A 17,796-nucleotide genomic window follows, 5' to 3' on the forward strand; every position below is an offset into this window, starting at 1 on the left:
ATTTTATCCGTAAAAAACAAGGAGCGCACCGGCCGCAGCGTGAGAAATCACGCAAGGTGTTGGCGTTGCTAGGCGGTAACAATTGTGACGGTCGTGTCGATCCCGCACCCGCCATGGCGGCAGGAGGGTGGCGCATGGTTTACCAGCGCCGCACCAGGCCGACGCTCAGGCCGCGTTCGCGGGTCCCGTTCGCGCCGCTGCGCGCAACACTGGCGCCGAGCTTGGCGCCCCAGTCGCGCGACAGGTAGTGCACCCAGGCCAGGCCGCCGCCGCCGGAGCGCGCGGCGCCGCCGGTAAGCGACAAGGAATCGTCGCTGCGTCCGCGGTTGGCGCTCATCTCGAGGTAGCTGTCGCCGTCGCCGGCGTAATACCAGCGCCCCAGCAGGCGCTCGCCCGAGCTGTGCGCGCCAGCCGAGACGATCTTCTGGTGGCGCAACTGCAGGTAGAAATTGCCCGCGTATTTGCCGAGGCTGGCGCCGTAGATGTTGACGCGCTGGTCGAAGCCGAGCACGTCGTCGCTGAGCGCGGCTTCCCAGCCGCCGCAGAGCGACTGGACCAGCTCCACGCGGCCGGAATGGGCCGGGAACAGGCGCTCGCCCGGTGCGCGCTGGTAGCGCAGGTTGGCATAGGCGCCTTGCCACAGGCCGGCATAGGCGTCGATCGCCCAGGCCCGCCCGGTCTGGTCGAAGCGGTGCGCGCGCAGCGCTTCGAAGCCGATCGACGCGCGCCGGCCGTAATGGCGCACACTCAGGGTCTGGTCGTTCCAGCGCCGGCCGGCGCCGCCGGTTTGTCCCACTTCCTGCCAGTTGCCCGACAGGCCGGCTGCCCAGGTGTAGCCGGCGGCGTTCGCCGCTTCCGGATTGCCCGGGCGCGTCTGCATGGCGCGCAGCGCGCGCGCATGGGCGGCCAGGATGGCGGCATCGCTTGGGCGCAGCGCGGCGGCGCGGCCATAGGCGTCAGCGGCCCTGGCCGGCTGATTTTGCCATTGATACAGGTTGCCGAGTGCGAACCAGACGTCGGCATAGTCGGGCGAGGCCTTGGCCGCGGCTTGCAGATCGGCCTCGGCCTCGCGCCAGCGTTCCAGGCGGCTGAGCACGATGCCGCGCGCGAGCAGCACGTCCACGTTGCCAGGCGCGCGCGCCAGCAAGGCATCGTAGGCGGTCAGCGCCAGTGTCGGCTGGCCGGCGTTGGCGAGCGCGCGCGCCTGTGCGTATTGTTCCTCGAACGAGGCGGTGGCGGCGGGCTGCGCCAGGGTGACTTCGGCGGGAACCTGCTGGTAATCGACGGGCATGGAATCGGCAAGAAAGGAACACGATGCGGCCGGGGCCGCAGGACAGGCGAAACTGTGCCCGAGCGCTGCTAGTGCGTCAAGGAAACATGACGCCCGCAGGGGCCGGTGTCGCGCGAAATCGTCAATTGATGGTCATCCTGACCACGTGTATGGCGAACTGGACAGGCAAAGTAACAACGCCTGGTGCATGCACCAGGCGTTTTCGTCAGTTCTGCAGCGGGTAGGGAGGGCTCAGAAGGTTTCCCATTCGTCAGCCTCGGCCTGCGCGCGCTTGCGTACGCCTGCCGGCGCCGCCCTGGTCAGGCGTGCGGCCGGTTTGGCCGATGCGGCCGGCCGTGCGGGCCGTGCCGGCAGCGCCAGCGTGCGCGCGGACGGGCTGACTGCCGGCGCCGCAGGGGAAGCCGTGTGGCCGGCGGCCAGCTTGAACACGCCGACCACCTGCGCCAGGCGGGCCGCCTGCTCCTGCATCGATGCGGCGGCCGCGGCCGACTCCTCGACCAGGGCGGCGTTCTGCTGGGTTACCTGGTCCATCTGGCCGATCGCCTGGTTGACTTGCTCGATGCCGCCGGTCTGCTCCTGGCTGGCCGATGCGATCTCGGCCATGATGTCGGTCACGCGCTGGATCGAGCTGACCACTTGCTCCATGGTTTCGCCGGTCTGGTCGACCAGCCTGGTGCCGGCCTCGACCTTCTCGACCGAGTCGCCGATCAGGGTCTTGATTTCCTTGGCGGCAGCGGCCGAGCGCTGCGCCAGGGTACGCACTTCCGAGGCGACGACCGCAAAGCCGCGGCCCTGTTCGCCGGCGCGCGCCGCTTCGACCGCCGCGTTCAGCGCCAGGATGTTGGTCTGGAAGGCGATGCCGTCGATGACGCCGATGATGTCGACGATCTTGCGCGAAGAATCGTTGATCGAGCCCATGGTGGTGACCACCTGGTCCACCACGCTGCCGGCGTCGCGCGCCACGTTCGAGGCGGTGATCGCCAGCTGGTTGGCCTGGCGTGCATTGTCCGCGTTCTGGCGCACGGTGGTGGTGAGTTCTTCCATCGAGGCGGCGGTTTCTTCCAGGGCGCCGGCCTGCTGCTCGGTGCGGGCGGACAGGTCCAGGTTGCCGGCCGAGATTTCCGCCGAGCCGGTGGCGATGGTGTCGGTGCCGTTGCGCACTTCGGTCACGATCTTCACCAGGCTGTCGTTCATGTTGCCCAGGGCGCGCAGCAGGGCGCCGGTTTCGTCGCGGGTGTCGGCGGCGATGCGGCTGCTCAGGTCGCCGGCGGCAACGGTCTCGGCTGCCTGCACGGCGGCGCGGATCGGGCGGGTGATGCCACGCGTAAGCATCCATGAGAGCAGCGCGCCAAGCAGCACGGCGGCAGCGGTCAGGCCGGCGACGCTGAGCTGGCCGCGATGCGCGGTGGCGTCGATGTCGGCTGCGGTGGCAGCGATGTTCGTGCGTTGCATGGCGACCAGTTCGCGGATCGACTCCTGGTATGCATTCGCGGTCGGCGTAAATGACTCGTCCAGAATCTTGTCAGCCAGTTCCTGGTTGCCTTCGGATTTGGCCTTGACTGCGTTGTCGCGGGCCGCGCCGTACAGCTTGCGCTGCTCGGTGATGCGCTTGAACAGGGCAGTTTCCTTGTCGCCTTCGATCAGCGGTTCGATCTGCTTGACCAGGTCGACAGCCGCCTTCGCGGTCATCGCAGCGTCTTCCTTGAAGTAGGCGGTCAGCGATGGATCGCTGCTCTTCACGATGGCAGCAGTGCGGCGTACGGCGCCAAAGATTTGCGCGTACCAATCGGCAATGAGACGCTCCTTGGCAAGCGGAGTAGCCAGGGTTTTCTGGGTGGCGGTAGCCACCTGCTCGAGGCACCACATGCTGGTGCCGGCGATCAAGACTGCCAACAGGAGGGTGAGGGCAAAGCCGACGGCAAGACGCACGCCGATGGCGAGATTGTGAAAGGTACGCATAGGTTTCGTAAGGATTGGCAATGCGACAAGGCCGGCCAATTCATGCAATTAAAAGGAATAATTATTGCCCATGCGAAAGATGTGCGCAGCTTTTATTAGTGATTGTCAGTTGTTTGTTGTGGAAAGCATCAGACTTATATAGACGATTTACAACGCCTCGTCCTGTCGCGCCGGCATGGCGGCCTCTGCCCGCAGGCGCTCGCTGCGCTCATAGGCGTCGGGGTGGGTCGAGGCATACGACATTGCCTGGCGCAGGAACTTCGGCGTCTTGTCGCCCTGTTCCTCGAGCTGGTCGAACAGGTCGGCCAGCGGGGCCAGCGGGATGGCGCGGGCCTGCAGCGCGCGCGCCGCGTAGGCGTCGGCGGCCAATTCCATGGCGCGCGAATACTCCATGTTGCTCAGTACCGCGGGCAGGCCGGCGGCGACCGCGCTGAAGTCGCCGAACAGCGTGGCCGACAGCGCCGCGCTCAAAGAAGAGCGCGTGATCGCATGCACGCTGTGGCGCTGCTCGATGTGGCCGACCTCGTGCGCGAGCACGCCGGCCAGCGCGGCGGCGGCGTGGGCGTCGAAGTCGTTGTCCTTGCCCATCACCAGACGCACCATTTCGTCGGTGAGGACGATGCTCCCGTCAGGGAAGGCCAGGGCATTCGGACCGAGCCCGGGCGCGGCGTGCACCCGCAGGCGCAGCGCAATGCGCGGGGAGGCCGGCTGGATACGTTGCAGGATGGCGTCCAGTGCGGCGATCCGGTCGTCGCTCAGGTGCGAGGGCCGCAGCACGCCCTGGCGCTCGAGCAGGGCCAGGGCATTCCTGCCCAGGGCCTGGTCGGCCGCGGGCGGCACCCGGTCGGACAGGCGCGCGGCGGCGGCCGGAATGCCCCAATGCCAGCCTGCGGCGATCAGCAGCACCAGCAGCACCAGGGCGGCCAGTGCGGCCGCGGTGCGTTCCTGCCAGCGCACCACCCAGGGCTTGCGGTAGCCCAGCGCGGCGGCGAGCAGCGGGCGCATCGCCGGGTCCTGCACCTCGGCATGGCTGCCGTCCGCAAAGTAGAGCACGGCCGGGGCGTGCGCGAAGGGTTCGGCCAGGCGGGTGCCGGCCGCGGGATAGCTGCGCGTGGTTTCGCCGTGCAGATGGATGACGCCGTCGAAGGCGGCCAGGTCGACCAGGTGCAGGCGTGCGCTGCGGCCATCGAAGTAATGTGCTGCGCTCATGAAGTCCTTGCCAGAATGTGTGCTCATCGGAGGTGCTTACCAGGACAGGTCGATGCCGAAGCCGTCGGCGACGCTGTCGCCGGCCGCGTTGGCGCAGGCGGCTTCGATGTCGCCGTCCACCTCGAGGTGCAGGTGGGCCAGCCGGAAGCGGTACACGTTCACGACCGCGAACGGCCGGTACAGACCGAGGCTCAGGAGGGTGAGCAGGGCGTTCGTGGTCTGCAGCTTCATGAAGGCGCGCGCCGGCAGGGTGGAGCGGAAGCGGACGCCGGGAAAGCCGGTATGGGACCAGGCCAGGTTCGAGATCCGCACCACCATGTAGGGCCCGGCCAGCAGGTACATCACGTATACCATGATCACCGCGGCAAGGATCGGCACGAAGGCCATGGCCTCGCCGCCGCCGGCGGCCCAGGCGCCGAGGCCGGCCACAATGCCGGCGCCGAACACGCCGGCGATGCCCAGCAGCCCGGCGACCAGGTAGGGTTTGTAGAACCGGCGCGCCTTGAGCGCATAGCTCGAGTGCTGGTCGCCGAACAGCAGGTGTGCATGCTGGAAGCGCCGGATCCGCGCATGCATTAGCGGCCACAGCAGGTAGAGCGGGAGCGGCAGCGCGGCCAGTTCCGGCCGTTCCGGGTACAGCGCCAGCAGCACGCCCGGCATCAGGAAGGCGAAGGCGGGCGGCAGCCAGGCCAGGTAGGCCTGGGTCACCGAGCCGTCGAAGCCGAGGCGCAGGCCGCGGTAGCTGGTGTTGCCCAGGCGGAAGCGCAGCGCACCGCGCATCAGGTAAGGAAACAGCAGCAGCAGGGCGGCGATCACGACCATGCCGAAGGTGGTCGAGAAGCCGAAGGCGTAATGGTAGGCCGCCAGCAGCACGACCGATAGCAGGCGGCCGACCAGCACGGCGCGCGGGTTGCCGTGGAAATCGAAGCTGGCGCCGGCCAGGTGCGTGTTACGGTCGAAATACTGCAGCCGGCGCACCTTGGCCCAGGCCGAGTAGATCCCCAGCGTGGCCAGGCTCAGGAGCAGGTTGACGACCCAGATGCGGAAGTATTCGCGGCCGTCGCCGCTGAAGCGCAGCACCAGGGTGCGCGGGGCGTCGTCGGCCGCATCGATGGCGGCGTCGGCGCCGAGGGTGGCCGGCGGATCGGTTAAGGCATGCATGTTCTCGGCCGGGCAAAAAGCGCAGTATAGGTGGCCACCCCGGCCGTCGGTCAATTGATGGGGCATATTCTTGAGGAGCAGCGTGTTCGGTACATGCAGACGCTGCCGGGACGGTCCGATGTTTTTCTACGGCAATCGACCCCGATCCCCCATTCTGGAGGGGAGTTGGGCTGGTGATGGAAAGTATTTGCGCGGTTTAAGGTATAATTTCTATTTCCAGTGCGTGCCGTCCGGCACCTTCAGTACAAATGACCAAATTCGTATTCGTCACTGGCGGCGTCGTATCTTCCCTGGGCAAGGGGATCGCGGCTGCCTCCCTCGCCGCGATCCTTGAATCGCGCGGCCTCAAAGTCACCCTCCTCAAGCTCGACCCGTACATCAACGTCGACCCCGGCACCATGAGCCCGACCCAGCACGGCGAAGTGTTCGTCACCGACGACGGCGCCGAGACCGACCTGGACCTGGGCCACTACGAGCGCTTCATCAGCACCCGCATGAAGAAGGTGAACAACTTCACCACCGGCCAGATCTACGAATCGGTGATCCGCAAGGAGCGCCGCGGCGAGTACCTCGGCAAGACCGTGCAGGTGATTCCGCACATTACCAACGAGATCCAGGACTACATCCGCCGCGGCGCCGAAGGCGTCGACGTGGCGCTGGTGGAGATCGGCGGCACCGTCGGCGACATCGAGTCGCTGCCCTTCCTCGAAGCCGCGCGCCAGCTGTCGCTGCGCTCGGGCCGCAAGGGCGCCGCGTTCGTGCACCTGACCCTGGTGCCCTGGATTGCCTCGGCCGGCGAACTCAAGACCAAGCCGACCCAGCATTCGGTGCAGAAGCTGCGCGAGATCGGCATTTCGCCGAACGCGCTGCTGTGCCGCGCCGACCGCCGCATCCCGGACGACGAGCGCGCCAAGATCTCGCTGTTTGCCAACGTCGAAGAGCAGGCCGTGATCTCGGTATGGGACGTGGACACCATCTACAAGGTGCCGCAGGTGCTGCACGACCAGGGCCTGGACGACATCATCCTGGAAGCGCTCGGCCTCGAAGCGCCGAAGGCCGACCTGTCGATGTGGACCAAGCTGATCCACACCCTGGAAAACCCGAAGCACGAAGTCACCATCGGCATGGTGGGCAAGTACGTCGACCTGATCGAATCGTACAAGTCGCTGACCGAGGCGCTGCGCCACGCCGGCATCCATACCGAAAGCCGCGTCAACATCGAATACCTCGACTCGGAAGAGATCGAAAGCCGCGGCTGCGACCACCTGGCCAAGTACGACGCCATCCTGGTGCCGGGCGGCTTCGGCAAGCGCGGCGTGGAAGGCAAGATCATGGCCGCCCGCTACGCCCGCGAGAACAAGATTCCGTATCTGGGCATCTGCCTGGGCATGCAGGTCGCGCTGATCGAATTCGCGCGCCATGTGGCCGGCCTGCCGAACGCCAACTCCACCGAGTTCGATCCGGAAACCGACCAGCCGGTGGTGGCCCTGATCACCGAATGGCAGAACCATGACGGCAAGGTCGAGAAGCGCGACGTCAATTCCGATCTGGGCGGCACCATGCGCCTGGGCGCGCAGACCTGTGCGGTGAATCCGGGCACGCTGGCCGCCGACATCTACGGCAATGTCGTGACCGAGCGTCACCGCCACCGCTACGAAGGCAACAACCACTACCTGCCGAAGATCGAAGCGGCCGGGCTGGTGGTGTCGGCACGTACTCCGAACGAAGACCTGCTCGAGATCATGGAACTCCCGCGCAGCGGCGAGTTGGCCCACCCGTTCTACATCGGCGTGCAGTTCCACCCGGAGTTCAAGTCGACCCCGCGTAACGGCCACCCGCTGTTTACCTCGTTCATCAAGGCTGCGCTGGCGCACCAGGCGGCCAACACCAACGTGGCGGCGAACAACGGTTCGTCGCTGCAGGGAGATGCAGCATGAAACTCGCCGGATTCGACGTCGGTCTCGAGCACCCGATTTTCCTGATCGCCGGTACCTGCGTGATCGAATCGCGCCAGATGGCGCTCGACACCGCGGGCACGCTCAAGGAAATCACCAGCGCGCTGGGGATCCCGTTCATCTACAAGTCCTCGTTCGACAAGGCCAACCGCTCGTCGGGCAAGTCCTTCCGCGGCCCGGGCATGGACAAGGGCCTGGAGATCCTGGCCGACGTGCGCAAGGAAATCGGCGTGCCGGTGCTCACCGACGTGCACGACGAAGAGATGATCCCGCAGGTGGCCAGCGTGGTCGACGTGCTGCAGACCCCGGCCTTCCTGTGCCGCCAGACCGACTTCATCAACGCCTGCGCGCGTTCGGGCAAGCCGGTCAACATCAAGAAGGGCCAGTTCCTGGCCCCGGGCGACATGAAGAACGTGATCGACAAGGCACGCGCCGCCGCTCGCGAAGCAGGCCTGCCGGAAGATAACTTCATGGCCTGCGAGCGCGGCGTCTCGTTCGGCTACAACAACCTGGTCTCGGACATGCGCTCGCTGGCCATCATGCGCGAATCGAACTGCCCGGTGGTGTTCGACGCGACCCACTCGGTGCAGCTGCCGGGCGGCCAGGGCACCTCGTCCGGCGGCCAGCGCGAGCACGTGCCGGTGCTGTCGCGTGCGGCCGTGGCGGCCGGCATCGCCGGCCTGTTCATGGAAACCCACCCGGACCCGGCCAATGCGCTGTCGGACGGCCCCAACGCGGTGCCGCTCGGCCGCATGAAGGAGCTGTTGACGACCCTGGTCGAGATCGACCGCATCGTCAAGAAGACCGGCTTCCTGGAAGCCGACTTCAAGTAAGCATAGCGGCAGCAAGAATGCGCGCGTGCGCCCGGCGGCCGGGTGGACGCGCGCATTTGTTACAATGTCAAGCGATTTGGCTACGAGGCTTTGCCCGGCAAGTAGCTGCTACAGATTTTTATCCTTCCGGAGATTGAAAAACATGAGTGCTATCGTTGATATCATCGGCCGCGAAATCATTGATTCGCGCGGCAACCCGACCGTGGAATGCGACGTCCTGCTGGAATCGGGCGTGATGGGCCGCGCCGCCGTGCCCTCGGGCGCCTCGACCGGCTCGCGCGAAGCGATCGAACTGCGCGACGGTGACCCGAAGCGTTACTTCGGCAAGGGCGTGCTGCAGGCCTGCGAGAATATCAACACCGAGATCTCCGAAGCGATCATGGGCCTGGACGCCAACGAACAGGCTTTCCTGGACCGCACCCTGATCGATCTCGACGGCACCGAAAACAAGAGCCGCCTGGGCGCGAATGCGATGCTGGCGGTGTCGATGGCCGTGGCCAAGGCCGCCGCAGAAGAAGCCGGCCTGCCGCTGTACCGCTACTTCGGCGGTTCCGGCGCGATGCAGCTGCCGGTGCCGATGATGAACGTCATCAATGGCGGCGCACACGCGGACAACAACCTGGACATCCAGGAATTCATGATCATCCCGGTCGGCGCGCCGTCCTTCAAGGAAGCGATCCGCTGGGGCGCCGAGGTGTTCCATACCCTCAAGAAGATCCTGCATTCGAAAGGCCTGAACACCGCGGTCGGCGACGAAGGCGGCTTCGCCCCGTCGGTGGCCAACCACGAAGAAGCGATCAAGCTGATCATGCAGGCGATCGACCAGGCCGGCTACGTGGCCGGCAGCCAGATCGCGATCGGCCTCGATTGCGCCGCCAGCGAATTCTACAAGGACGGCAAGTACGTGCTCGAAGGCGAAGGCGGCCTGTCGCTGTCGGCAGCCGACTTCACCAACATGCTGGCCACCTGGTGCGACAAGTACCCGATCATCTCGATCGAGGACGCCATGGCCGAAGGCGACTGGGAAGGCTGGGCCACCCTGACCGCGGCGCTGGGCAAGAAGGTGCAGCTGGTCGGCGACGACCTGTTCGTCACCAACACCAAGATCCTGAAAGAGGGCATCCAGAAGGGCATCGCCAACTCGATCCTCATCAAGATCAACCAGATCGGCACCCTGACCGAGACCTTCGCCGCCATCGAAATGGCCAAGCGCGCCGGCTACACCGCCGTGATCTCGCACCGCTCGGGCGAAACCGAAGACTCGACCATCGCCGACATCGCGGTGGGCCTGAACGCCCTGCAGATCAAGACCGGCTCGATGTCGCGCTCGGACCGCATGGCCAAGTACAACCAGCTGCTGCGCATCGAGGAAGACCTGGGCGACGTCGCCACCTACCCGGGCCGTGACGCGTTCTATAACCTGAAGTAAGCCTTGAAATAAAAGGAATGAAGCCGGACAGCCCCTCGGGCCCGTCCGGCTTTTGCATGCCATGCGACTCATCACCATCGCGCTTGCCGCCTTGCTGCTGCTGATCCAGTACCCGCTGTGGCTGGGGAAGGGCGGCTGGCTTGCCGTTGCCGACATGCGCGACCAGGTCGCGCAGACCCGCCAAAAAACCGAACTGCTGGAAGCGCGCAATGCCAAGCTCGAGTCGGAAGTGATCGACCTGCGCGAAGGCCTGGGCGCGGTCGAGGAGCGCGCCCGCTACGAGCTGGGCATGATCAAGCAGAACGAGATCTTCGTGCAGGTGCTGCGCAAGGACGAGCAGCCGGCGGTCTCGATGACGGTGCCGCCGCCCCCGCCGGCGCCCAAGGAAAAGCGCGGCCACTGATATTTGGCGCGCCTGTCCGGCGCCCGGCGGCACAGCTGCCCGCCTCAGGCCTCGCCGCGGCCCGGTGGCGGCATGGTGCCCGGCTGCAGCAGGCCCGCGATCGGGGCGTCTCCTTCGAACAGGACGATCTCGCCCATGCTCTGCTGGCTCAGGGTGATGCGGTCGCCGTTCTCGACATGGCTGCCCACCAGCGCCACCGGGCGGTTGCCGAAGGTGGAGGCGTTGCCCGCGCCGGACACGATGATGCTTTCGCTGCCATCCGGATAGCAGACCCGGTCGCCGACGCAGGCGACCCGGAAACCGTCCAGGTGCCGCTCGTGCTCGGCCACGACCACCTTGCCGCCGCGCTATGGCCGCCCCGTCCGCGAGCCGGCCTGCACCGGTGTATGATCCACCGAACGACATCCTGGCGCAGCAATGCGCCGCTTCACGAAAGCCAAGCATGACCCAAGAACAGACCCCTCCGAACCCGGCCGAACTCGATTCGCTCGACAGCATTGCCGACTGCCTGGCAGACGCCTTCGAGGACGGCGACGGCGCCGTCATCATGGTCGCGCTGCAGGCGGTGGCGCGCGCCCCGGGCCTGGGTGCGCTGGCCGCCGCGGTGGGCATGCCGCGCGACACGCTGCACGGCGCCCTGGTGGCGGACGAATTCAACCTCGATCTCACGCTCGAGATCATGAAGGTGGTCGACCTGCACATGTCCGGGGGACGCGGCTGACGCACCCACGCTGTGCCCGGCCTTCGGCTCCAACGAAAAACGCGCCTTGCGGCGCGTTTTTCGTTGATGAAGCCTGGCATGTCCTCAATCGGACGAGGCGTCGCCCTGGGACGAGCCGGCGCCCTGCTCCAGGAAGGAGCGCAGCATCCAGGCATTCTTCTCGTGCACTTCCATGCGGGTGGTGAGCATGTCGGCGGTCGGGAAGTCGTCCAGTTCGTCGGCCACCTTCACGCCGGCGCGCATGGTGCGCACCAGGATCTCGTTGCCTTCGACCAGTTGGCGAATCATTTCCTTGGCCGACAGTACCTCCGGCTCTTCCTTGATGCTCGACAGCTCGACGTAGCGCTTGGACGTGGCTGGCGCGAAATGGCCCAGGGCGCGGATGCGCTCGGCGATCTCGTCGAGCGCGTTCCACTGCTCGGTGTACTGCTCCTCGAACATCACATGCAGCGTCGAGAACATCGGGCCGGTGACGTTCCAGTGGAAATTGTGGGTCTTCAGGTAAAGCATGAAGGCGTCGCTCAATACGGTCGAGAGCGACTCGACGATCTTGGCGCGGTCTTCGGTGCTGATTCCGGTATCCATGTGCATCGTTTTTCTCCTGAGGTAAATGCAGTGTTTGTAAGGAAATGACAACACTGTTATCGATGCATCAGCTTAGCACCGCTGCAAAAACTGCGTATTTTGAGTGTCCCGGTTCAAATGCGGGGCAGTGGAAATGTGTGCACATTGCCGGGAGTGGCGTCTTTACAATGCCGGCAGTTCCCATCAACGAAAGACGTGCATGAACAGACTCAGCATCATCGCCGCGCTGCTGGCGATGGCCGCCCCCTCGTTTGCCCAGGAAGGCGCAGCGGCCGCCGCCGAAACGGTCCAGGTCAGCAGCATCAAGGATCCGGCCTTGCGGCCCTACCGGCGCATGCTGCGCGGGCTCGACGCCTGGGAAGAAAAGCGCGGGCTGGCGCCCAACGCCAGCCTGCGCTTCGAGCTGTGGACGGCGGAGGGCAAGCCGGCGGCGCCGGAAGGGCTGCAACTGCGCATCGCCGGCAACCAGGTCGATATTGCGCTGCCGATCGACCCCGACGGCAGCTTCGTGCTGCCGCGCAGCCAGGAAGCCTGGGACGATGAGGCAGACCTGGTCTCGAACCGCAAGAAGGACCAGATCCGCTGGCGTCCGCGCGTGCGCACGCCGGGCGTGCCGGAGCATGCGCGCCGGCTGGGCGACCTGCGGCTGGAGTGCGAAGTGTCGGCGGCGGTGCGCAAGGAGGAGATCCCGCTGCTGTACCGGGCCGGTGCGCTGGCCGCGGGCGGCCTGTGCAACTTGCCGATGGTCGGCTACGTCTACCGGGCGCCCAGGAAGCTGGCCTCGGCGACGGCGGTGGCGGGCGAACGCAAGCTCGCGCTGGTCTTGCACGAGAACGGCGAGGCCTACATGGCGCCCCTGCGCGACAAGAGCTGGGACAACGACACGCTGGTCGTCTACGAATTCGCCGACGCCAAGCCTTGAATCAACCGGGCGCCAGCCGTGCCAGCGCCGCGCGTACCGCGGTCGGGATCGGCGTCGGCCGCTTGGCGCCGCGGTCGACGTAGACGTGCACGAAATGCCCGGCCGCCGAGGGCAGGGGGTCGTCGTTGCGGTACAGCGCGATCTCGTAGCGGACACTGGAGTTGCCCAGCTTGGCCACCCGCACGCCGGCATGCACGGTGTCCGGGAAGGAGATCGAACTGAAGTAGGAGCAGCCGGTTTCCACTACCAGCCCGACCGTCGTGTCCGCGTGGATGTCCAGCACCTTCTCGTCGATCAGGTAGCGGTTCACCGCCGTGTCGAAGAAGCTGTAGTAGTTGACGTTGTTGACATGCCCGTAGCTGTCGTTGTCCATCCAGCGCGTGGGAAGCGCCAGGAAATGGGGGAAGGCGCTACGGGGCGTGTCTCTCATTTTTTCAGCTTAGTTGATGCTGCCGCTGGCCGGCATCATGGTCTCCACCGGCGTATCGCTCGCGAACAGCTGGGCGCAATCGACCTTGTCGAAGGCGTAGTGCTTGCCGCAGAAGTCGCAGTTGATGCCCAGTTCGCCCAGGTCGGCCAGCGCCGATTCGACTTCTTCCTGTCCCAGCATCTTGAGCATGTTGCCGACCTTTTCGCGCGTGCAGCTGCAGTGGAACTGCGGGTGCTGCGGATCGAACACGCGGATGGTCTCTTCCCAGAACAGGCGCTTGAGCAGGGTCTCGATGCCGGTGCTGAGCAGTTCGTCGCGCTTCAGGGTCTGGCCCAGCATCACGGCGCGGTTCCAGGTTTCCAGGTCTTCGGCCTCGGAAGCCTGCTTCTGCTGGTCGTCCTTGCCGCTGTGGCGCGGCAGCTTCTGCAGCAGCAGGCCGCGCGAGACCTGGTCGTCGGCCGCCAGCCACAGGCGCGTGTCCATCTGCTCGGAGCGCAGCATGTAGTTCTCGATGACGGTCGCCATGTCTTCGCCGATCAACGGCACCACGCCTTGGTAGGGCTGCTGGCCGGGCACCTTGTCGACCGGGTCGAGGGTGATCACGAAGCGGCCCTTGCCGTGCGCGTTGAACATCTGGGTGAGGGTGGCGTCGTCGGCCAGTTCGGCGTCCGGCGCCAGTTTCGCGGTGGCGCGGATGCGCAGCTGGGCGTCGCATTCGACCACCAGCAGGCGCACCGGACCGTCGCCGAAGATCTGCATCACGATGGCGCCGTTGAACTTCAGGTTGGCCGACAGCAGGGCGCTGGCCGCGACCATCTCGCCGAGCGCGGAGCGCACCGCCTTCGGGTAGGCGTGGCGCGCCTGGATCTCGCGCCAGGTGTCGGAGATCTCGATCAGCTCGCCGCGCACGGCGGCGTTGTCGAAGATGAATTTTTGCAGGGTGTCGCGAGTTTCAGTGGTCATTCTTTTATCCGATTTTCTTGAGCTGCGCCTTGAACAGCTGGCCGCGCGCCACGTAGCTCGCGGCGCTGGCCTGCAGGCGCAGCAGGTCTTCTTCCGACAGGGTGCGCACCACCTTGGCAGGGGAACCGAGGATCAGCGAGCCGTCCGGGAATTCCTTGCCTTCGGTAACGAGCGCGCCGGCGCCCACCAGGCAGCCCTTGCCGATCTTTGCCCCGTTGAGGATCACGGCCTGGATGCCGATCAGCGAACCATCGCCGACCGTGCAGCCATGCAGCATGGCCTGGTGGCCGACCGTCACGTTCTTGCCCAGGGTAAGGGGGAAACCCATGTCGGTGTGCATCACCGTGCCTTCCTGCACGTTGCTGTTTTCGCCGATGGTAATCCGTTCGTTGTCGCCGCGCAGCGTCGCGCCGTACCACACCGAGGCGTTCGCCTCGAGCGTGACCTTGCCGATCAGGGTTGCCGAATCGGCCACGAAGCTTGAGGTGTCGATCTCGGGCGCATGCTCGCCCAGCTGGTAAATCGCCATGGATGTGCTCGGGGAAGGGTTGTAATGCCGCTATTGTAAACCCTGCGCCCGCCATCGTCCGACCGCTGCCAGATGGGGCTGGCCAGCGGGATATCAAGCTCCCGGCTATAATGCGAACGACCGTACTTTTTTACCCGCTCCATTACCAGGCACCCCCCATGATCCCGTCCCGTTCCGAATTCCTCACCGTACGCGGCCTGCGCACCCACGTGCGCCACTGGGGCCGCGAAGGCGCGCCCAAGATCTTCATGCAGCACGGCTGGATGGATGTCGCGGCCTCGTTCCAGTTCGTCGTCGATTGCCTGCAAGGCGACTGGCATGTGATCGCCTTCGACTGGCGCGGCTTCGGCCTGAGCGAGCGTTCGCATTCGGACACCTACTGGTTCCCGGACTACCTGGCCGACCTGGAAGCGGTGCTCGACCATTATGCGCCGGGCCAAGCCGTGAACCTGCTCGGCCACAGCATGGGCGGCAACATCGCCAGCCTGTACGCCGGCGTGCGCCCCGCACGCATCGCGAAACTCGTCAACCTGGAAGGCTTCGGGCTGCCGGCCACCCGTCCTTCGCAGGCGCCGGGACGCTTCGCCAAGTGGCTGGACGAACTGCGCGAAAAGCCGGAAATGCGCGGCTACGCCAGCCTGGAAGAGGTGGCCGCGCGCCTGCAGAAGACCAACCCGCGCCTGTCCGGCGAACGCGCGGCCTTCCTGGCCGCTCACTGGGCGGCGCAAGATGCGGATAGCCAGTGGCGCATCCTGGGCGATCCGGCCCACAAGATGACCGGGCCGCTGCTGTACCACGCCGATGAGGTGCTGGCCTGCTGGACCCAGATCACGGCGCCCGTGCTGTGGGTCGAGGCCGAAGAGACCGAGATGTGGCGCTGGATGGGGCCGAAAGAGCAGGCGCGCGCGGAAATCGACCGCCGCCGCGAGCACCTGGCCAAGGTGACGGCGCGCATGATACCGGGCGCCGGGCATATGCTGCACCACGACCAGCCGGAGCTACTGGCGCGGATGATCGAGGCCTTCCTGGCGGGCGGCGAGGTTCCGGGCTGAGCATGCAGACCTTGGCTCCGGCCTGCGCCGCGGCGACAGCGCTCTCCTTGCTTGCCGGCGCCAGCGTTGTAAGCACCCCGCAAGCAGCAGATCGATAATTGCCGCGAGGAAACTCCTGTGCTACAGTCCCATCCGACCCGGCGCGCACGCGCCATCGAACCAGACTGACAGGATCCCCATGCATTTCCGAGCCGGCTTCGCGCTCTGCGGCGCCCTCTTGATGACGGGCTGCGCCGTTCCCTACAGCCCAGCCCCGGTGGCCACCAACTTCCCCAGCACCCAGCAGGCGAAACTGCAGGCGGCAGCCCACTGGGGGGTGATCGCGCGCCACATGGCGGGCCAGCTCGCGCCTTCGCTCAAGGTGAACGCCAAACGGCCGCTGTACGTCACCTCGCAGCAGTCGAGCGCCTTTGCCCAGGGCGTGAGCGCGCACCTGGTCACGGCCCTGGTCAACGACGGCTATATCGTGGTGAAGGTGCCGGACGCGAATACGCTGCGCATCGAACTCGACACCCAGGTGCTGGCTTTCTCGAGCAAGCGCCCGCAGTACAAGTTCGCCGGCGAGCGCAGCGCACTGGTGGCCGGGGCCTGGGTCCTGACCGGCATCGACCATACCATCGAGTGGCTGGTGTCCAGCGCCATCGCCGGCCAGGATGCCTACGCCTGGTTCCGCTCCCAGTTCGCCACCGGCGCCACGCCGAAGACCGAGATCATCGTCAACCTGTCGCTGGCCGACGACAGCCGCTACTACGCGCGCAGCACCGCGGTGTACTACACCACGGACAGCGACCGCGCCCTGTACGACGCCGCCTTCCAGCCGTCCAGGACCTTCGCGGTCCGTAATCACTGAGCACTGGGGCCATGATGCGATTCCCGACCCTCCGCAGCGCGATCCTCGCGCTGTCCCTGCTGCTGGGCGCCTGCTCGACCACCAGGGAAGACACGAATTACACCTCGGTGTCGGCCAACGCCTTCGTTGCCGCCAACTACCGCGCCGCCGACGCCCTGGCGCTGCAGTTGCGCGGCAAGCTGGCCGAGGACAAACCCTTGATCATGGCCACCATCGTCAACATCGACGCGCTGGACCAGACCTCGATGCTGGGACGCCTGGTGTCCGAGCAGCTGTCGACCCGGCTGGCGCAGGGCGGCATGAAGATGCTGGAGATGAAGCTGCGTAACAGCGTCTATCTCAAGCGCGGGCAGGGCGAACTCATGCTCACGCGCGAGATCGGCGACGTCGCCCACACCCACAACGCCCAGGCGGTCGTGGTCGGCTCGTATGCCGAAACCCGCGAGGCCGTCTTCGTCAACGTCAAGGTGATCCAGCCGAGCACGAACCTGGTGCTGGCCGGGCACGACTACGTGCTGGCGAAGGAGGCCACGGTGCGTTCGATGCTGCAGTCCAATTAAGCAGCCCGCACGGCGCGGCGATTGACGCGTACAATGTTCCGCTCCATCGCCATTGACCGCGCTACCGCCGCTGCCGTGCCATGAAAGTCGATCTCCACTGCCATTCGAACGTCTCCGACGGCGTGCTCGCGCCCGCCGCCGTCGCCGCCTATGCCCGCAAGGGCGGTGTCGACGCCTGGGCGCTGACCGACCACGACGAGATCGGCGGCATCAAGGCCGCGCGCCAGGCGGCCGGGGAACTGGGCATGCGCTTCGTGGCCGGCGTCGAGATCTCGGTGACCTGGGCCGGCGAGACCGTGCACATCGTCGGCCTGCAGGTCGACGAGGACAACCCGGCCCTGGTGGCCGGCCTGGCCGCCACCCGCAACGGACGCGAGGCGCGGGCCCGGGAAATCGCGGCCCAGCTCGACAGCGCCGGCATCCCGGGCGCCTACGAGGGCGCGCTGCGCTACGTCGGCAACCCCGACCTGATGTCGCGCACCCATTTTGCCCGCTACCTGGTGGAAATCGGCGTGTGCGGCTCGACCTCCGAGGTGTTTCGCAAATACCTCACCGAAGGCAAGCCGGGCTACGTCCCGCACCGCTGGGCCAGCCTGTCCGATGCAGTCGGCTGGATCCGCGGCGCCGGCGGCATTCCCGTGATCGCCCACCCCGGACGCTACCCGTTCAGCCCGACGGCCGAGGGCGCGCTGTTCGACGAATTCCGCCAGCTCGGCGGCAAGGCCATCGAAGTGGTGACCGGCAGCCATACGCCGGACCAGTACGCGACCTATGCCGAGCTAGCGCGGCGCTACGGCTTCCTGGCCTCGCGCGGGACCGATTTCCATGCGCCGGGCGAGGCGCGGGTCGAGTTTGCCGAACTCCCGCCGCTGCCGGGCGGGCTCACGCCGGTCTGGCATGACTGGTTCTGAAACCACGCTTAAACCGCGGCTCGCCTATGGCCG

General features: G+C 66.4%; 19 protein-coding genes. 10 read left to right on the forward strand and 9 right to left on the reverse strand.

From position 1 onward, the window contains the following. Positions 1–139: 139 nt before the first annotated feature. The 4 genes from AB3347_RS14135 to AB3347_RS14150 form a co-directional block, all read right to left on the reverse strand. Positions 140–1,291, reverse strand: a complete 1,152-nt coding sequence (locus AB3347_RS14135) for a YaiO family outer membrane beta-barrel protein (RefSeq protein WP_369092443.1) — start codon at positions 1,289–1,291, stop codon at positions 140–142. A 231-nt stretch (positions 1,292–1,522) separates the two neighbouring features. Continuing rightward, positions 1,523–3,250 carry a methyl-accepting chemotaxis protein gene (locus tag AB3347_RS14140; RefSeq protein WP_369092444.1) on the reverse strand — a complete coding sequence of 576 codons (1,728 nt, stop codon included), beginning with the start codon at positions 3,248–3,250 and terminating at the stop codon, positions 1,523–1,525. Between the two features lie 147 nt (positions 3,251–3,397). After that, positions 3,398–4,486, reverse strand: coding sequence for a M48 family metallopeptidase (locus AB3347_RS14145; RefSeq protein WP_369092445.1), 1,089 nt, complete (start codon positions 4,484–4,486; stop codon positions 3,398–3,400). Positions 4,487–4,495: 9 nt separating this feature from the next. Then, complete coding sequence (locus AB3347_RS14150; RefSeq protein ID WP_369092446.1) at positions 4,496–5,620, reverse strand: YjgN family protein; 1,125 nt, start codon at positions 5,618–5,620, stop codon at positions 4,496–4,498. Positions 5,621–5,868: 248 nt separating this feature from the next. Between AB3347_RS14150 and AB3347_RS14155 the strand changes: the two genes are divergently transcribed. From AB3347_RS14155 to ftsB, 4 genes are all read left to right on the forward strand, one after another. Next, complete coding sequence (locus AB3347_RS14155) at positions 5,869–7,557, forward strand: CTP synthase (protein WP_369092447.1); 1,689 nt, start codon at positions 5,869–5,871, stop codon at positions 7,555–7,557. Continuing rightward, positions 7,554–8,408 (forward strand): 3-deoxy-8-phosphooctulonate synthase, encoded by an 855-nt coding sequence (gene kdsA, locus AB3347_RS14160; RefSeq protein WP_369092448.1) that lies wholly within the window; start codon positions 7,554–7,556, stop codon positions 8,406–8,408. The genes AB3347_RS14155 and kdsA overlap by 4 nt, the downstream gene beginning before the upstream one ends. A 142-nt stretch (positions 8,409–8,550) precedes the next feature. Further along, a complete protein-coding gene (gene eno / locus AB3347_RS14165) occupies positions 8,551–9,837 on the forward strand; it encodes a phosphopyruvate hydratase (RefSeq protein WP_369092449.1) in 1,287 nt (428 codons plus the stop codon). 61 nt (positions 9,838–9,898) lie between these two features. Next, complete coding sequence (gene ftsB, locus AB3347_RS14170) at positions 9,899–10,240, forward strand: cell division protein FtsB (RefSeq protein WP_369092450.1); 342 nt, start codon at positions 9,899–9,901, stop codon at positions 10,238–10,240. A gap of 44 nt (positions 10,241–10,284) precedes the next feature. On the opposite strand, the gene AB3347_RS14175 is transcribed toward ftsB, so the two are convergent. After that, on the reverse strand, positions 10,285–10,575 hold the full coding sequence (locus tag AB3347_RS14175) for a PAAR domain-containing protein (protein ID WP_369092451.1): 291 nt from the start codon (positions 10,573–10,575) through the stop codon (positions 10,285–10,287). Positions 10,576–10,682: 107 nt separating this feature from the next. On the opposite strand from AB3347_RS14175, the gene AB3347_RS14180 reads away from it, so the two are divergent. Beyond that, a complete protein-coding gene (locus AB3347_RS14180) occupies positions 10,683–10,961 on the forward strand; it encodes a hypothetical protein (RefSeq protein WP_369092452.1) in 279 nt (92 codons plus the stop codon). 84 nt (positions 10,962–11,045) lie between these two features. On the opposite strand, the gene AB3347_RS14185 is transcribed toward AB3347_RS14180, so the two are convergent. Next, complete coding sequence (locus AB3347_RS14185) at positions 11,046–11,552, reverse strand: Dps family protein (protein ID WP_369092453.1); 507 nt, start codon at positions 11,550–11,552, stop codon at positions 11,046–11,048. A 193-nt stretch (positions 11,553–11,745) separates the two neighbouring features. On the opposite strand from AB3347_RS14185, the gene AB3347_RS14190 reads away from it, so the two are divergent. Beyond that, complete coding sequence (locus AB3347_RS14190) at positions 11,746–12,468, forward strand: hypothetical protein (protein WP_369092454.1); 723 nt, start codon at positions 11,746–11,748, stop codon at positions 12,466–12,468. Between the two features lies 1 nt (position 12,469). On the opposite strand, the gene AB3347_RS14195 is transcribed toward AB3347_RS14190, so the two are convergent. Genes AB3347_RS14195 through AB3347_RS14205 form a run of 3 tightly spaced genes read right to left on the reverse strand, consistent with a single transcriptional unit; the run spans position 12,470 to position 14,390 of the window. Next, the gene (locus tag AB3347_RS14195) at positions 12,470–12,898 is read right to left on the reverse strand and encodes an acyl-CoA thioesterase (protein WP_369092455.1); all 429 of its coding nucleotides are present in this window, start codon (positions 12,896–12,898) and stop codon (positions 12,470–12,472) included. 9 nt (positions 12,899–12,907) lie between these two features. Continuing rightward, on the reverse strand, positions 12,908–13,861 hold the full coding sequence (gene hslO, locus AB3347_RS14200; protein ID WP_369092456.1) for an Hsp33 family molecular chaperone HslO: 954 nt from the start codon (positions 13,859–13,861) through the stop codon (positions 12,908–12,910). A 4-nt stretch (positions 13,862–13,865) separates the two neighbouring features. Continuing rightward, positions 13,866–14,390, reverse strand: a complete 525-nt coding sequence (locus AB3347_RS14205) for a gamma carbonic anhydrase family protein (protein WP_369092457.1) — start codon at positions 14,388–14,390, stop codon at positions 13,866–13,868. A 158-nt stretch (positions 14,391–14,548) separates the two neighbouring features. Between AB3347_RS14205 and AB3347_RS14210 the strand changes: the two genes are divergently transcribed. The 4 genes from AB3347_RS14210 (at position 14,549) to AB3347_RS14225 (ending at position 17,763) form a co-directional block, all read left to right on the forward strand. Further along, the gene (locus tag AB3347_RS14210; protein WP_369092458.1) at positions 14,549–15,442 is read left to right on the forward strand and encodes an alpha/beta fold hydrolase; all 894 of its coding nucleotides are present in this window, start codon (positions 14,549–14,551) and stop codon (positions 15,440–15,442) included. 178 nt (positions 15,443–15,620) lie between these two features. After that, positions 15,621–16,292, forward strand: coding sequence for a hypothetical protein (locus AB3347_RS14215; protein WP_369092459.1), 672 nt, complete (start codon positions 15,621–15,623; stop codon positions 16,290–16,292). An 11-nt stretch (positions 16,293–16,303) separates the two neighbouring features. Continuing rightward, entirely contained in the window at positions 16,304–16,852 is a 549-nt protein-coding gene (locus AB3347_RS14220; protein ID WP_369092460.1) for a FlgO family outer membrane protein, read from the forward strand. Positions 16,853–16,932: 80 nt separating this feature from the next. Then, a complete protein-coding gene (locus AB3347_RS14225; protein ID WP_369092461.1) occupies positions 16,933–17,763 on the forward strand; it encodes a 3',5'-nucleoside bisphosphate phosphatase in 831 nt (276 codons plus the stop codon). Positions 17,764–17,796: the final 33 nt, after the last annotated feature.

The organism is Massilia sp. X63 (assembly GCF_041023745.1).
GTDB lineage: Bacteria > Pseudomonadota > Gammaproteobacteria > Burkholderiales > Burkholderiaceae_D > Telluria.